Below are 2,500 nucleotides of genomic sequence, written 5' to 3'. Positions count from 1 at the left end.
CGAGGCGTGGACGGCATGTTCAGGGCTGCTTCCTCAACCCTTTGCATGTATCCCGGTCGGAACGAGCGGCGTTGTCCAAGTCAAGTACACTGACCATGCGTCATCGCGAGATGACGCGGGAATGTATGCTTTTGGTTCGGAAAAATGGCGGTGGTTTGTTACCAGCTTCCACCGCCGCGCAAGAACTTGTCCTCAAGTAGCCGCAAGGCGGTAGGACACTAAATTGTCCTCAAGTAGCCGCAAGGCGGTAGGACATTCTAAACAGTCTTGCTTTTTCTGGATCAAATCAAGCGCGAGAAGGGCGTTTGGTGAATGCCTTGGCAGTAAGAGGCGATGAAGGACGTGATACTCTGCGATAAGCCATGAGGAGCTGAGAATAAGCTTTGATCCATGGATTTCCGAATGGGGCAACCCACCTGACAGTTGGTTATTGATTGCCTTTGGCAATCAATAACGGGCTGAGACAGGGACTTGTTGACTGAATACATAGGTCTTCAAGAGCAAACCCGGGGAACTGAAACATCTAAGTACCCGGAGGAAAGGACAGCAATAGCGACTCCCCTAGTAGCGGCGAGCGAACGGGGACCAGCCGAGCCCGATAAGTGACCAGAATGCGTTGGGAAGCGCAGCCAGAGCGGGTGACAGCCCCGTACGGGAAGCTTTGAGGGACGTATCAAGTAGGGCGGGACACGTGAAATCCTGTCTGAAGATCGGAGGACCACCTTCGAAGGCTAAGTACTCCTTACTGACCGATAGCGAACCAGTACCGTGAGGGAAAGGTGAAAAGCACCCCGACGAGGGGAGTGAAACAGTACCTGAAACCGAACGCCTACAATCAGTCGGAGCTTCCTTGCGAAGTGACGGCGTACCTTTTGTATAATGGGTCATCGACTTGGTCTGTCCAGCAAGCTTAAGCCGTTAGGTGTAGGCGCAGCGAAAGCGAGTCTTAATAGGGCGCATGAGTTGGACGGATCAGACCCGAAACCGAGTGATCTAGGCATGACCAGGATGAAGGTTGGGTAACACCAACTGGAGGTCCGAACCCACACCTGTTGAAAAAGGTCGGGATGAGTTGTGCCTAGGGGTGAAAGGCCAATCAAACTCGGAGATAGCTGGTTCTCTGCGAAATCTATTTAGGTAGAGCGTCATCCGAATACCCCCGGGGGTAGAGCACTGGATGGGTAATGGGGCCCCACAGGCTTACTGATCCTAACCAAACTCCGAATACCGGGGAGTACTGGATGGCAGACAGACGGCGGATGCTAACGTCCGTCGTCGAGAGGGAAACAACCCTGACCTACAGCTAAGGCCCCCAATTCATGGCTAAGTGGGAAAGCAGGTGGGACGACCAAAACAACCAGGAGGTTGGCTTAGAAGCAGCCATCCTTTAAAGATAGCGTAACAGCTCACTGGTCTAAACAAGTTGTCCTGCGGCGAAGATGTAACGGGGCTCAAGCCATGAGCCGAAGCTTAGGATGCCGCAAGGCATGGTAGCAGAGCGTAGTGTGATACAGTCTCATTCCTCTTTTGCGGGCTCGCCCGCATGGGAGGGGCGAGGCTTTCGATGAAGCCGGGGCGTGAGCCATCCGGTGGAGAGATCACTAGTGAGAATGATGACATGAGTAGCGACAAGGAGGGTGAGAGACCCTCCCGCCGAAAGTCCAAGGGTTCCTGCTTAAAGCTAATCTGAGCAGGGTAAGCCGACCCCTAAGGCGAGGCCGAAAGGCGTAGTCGATGGGAACCAGGTTAATATTCCTGGGCCAGGAAGAAGTGACGGATTGCGGAGGTTGTTCATCCTTATCGGATTGGATGGGCCGCTGAGCAGTTCCTGGAAATAGCTCTTCCATGAGATCGTACCCTAAACCGACACAGGTGGACTGGTAGAGAATACCAAGGCGCTTGAGAGAACGATGTTGAAGGAACTCGGCAAAATACCTCCGTAAGTTCGCGAGAAGGAGGCCCGGGTTCAAGGCAACTTGGATCCGGGGGCACAAACCAGGGGGTGGCGACTGTTTACTAAAAACACAGGGCTCTGCGAAGTCGCAAGACGACGTATAGGGTCTGACGCCTGCCCGGTGCCTGAAGGTTAAAAGGAGAGGTGAGAGCCTTGAATTGAAGCCCAGGTAAACGGCGGCCGTAACTATAACGGTCCTAAGGTAGCGAAATTCCTTGTCGGGTAAGTTCCGACCTGCACGAATGGCGTAACGACTTCCCCGCTGTCTCCAACATCGACTCAGCGAAATTGAATTGCCTGTCAAGATGCAGGCTTCCCGCGGTCAGACGGAAAGACCCCGTGCACCTTTACTACAGCTTCGCACTGGCATCAGGATTGTGATGTGCAGGATAGGTGGTAGGCTTTGAACCCGTGACGCCAGTCGCGGTGGAGCCACCCTTGAGATACCACCCTTCGCACTCTTGATGTCTAACCGCGGCCCCTGATCGGGGTCCGGGACCCTGCGTGGCGGGTAGTTTGACTGGGGCGGTCGCCTCCTAAAGCGTA

The 2,500-nt window shown here is 54.3% G+C and carries 1 rRNA gene; it reads left to right on the top strand.

Going from position 1 to position 2,500, the window contains the following annotated elements:
- Positions 1-284: 284 nt before the first annotated feature.
- Positions 285-2,500, top strand: a 23S ribosomal RNA gene (locus tag ACFFU4_RS18305); the annotation flags it as partial.

The sequence above is a fragment of the Roseovarius ramblicola genome (genome assembly GCF_042430665.1).
GTDB classification, from domain to species: domain Bacteria; phylum Pseudomonadota; class Alphaproteobacteria; order Rhodobacterales; family Rhodobacteraceae; genus Roseovarius; species Roseovarius ramblicola.
This window is presented reverse-complemented; position numbering and strand designations above follow the sequence as displayed.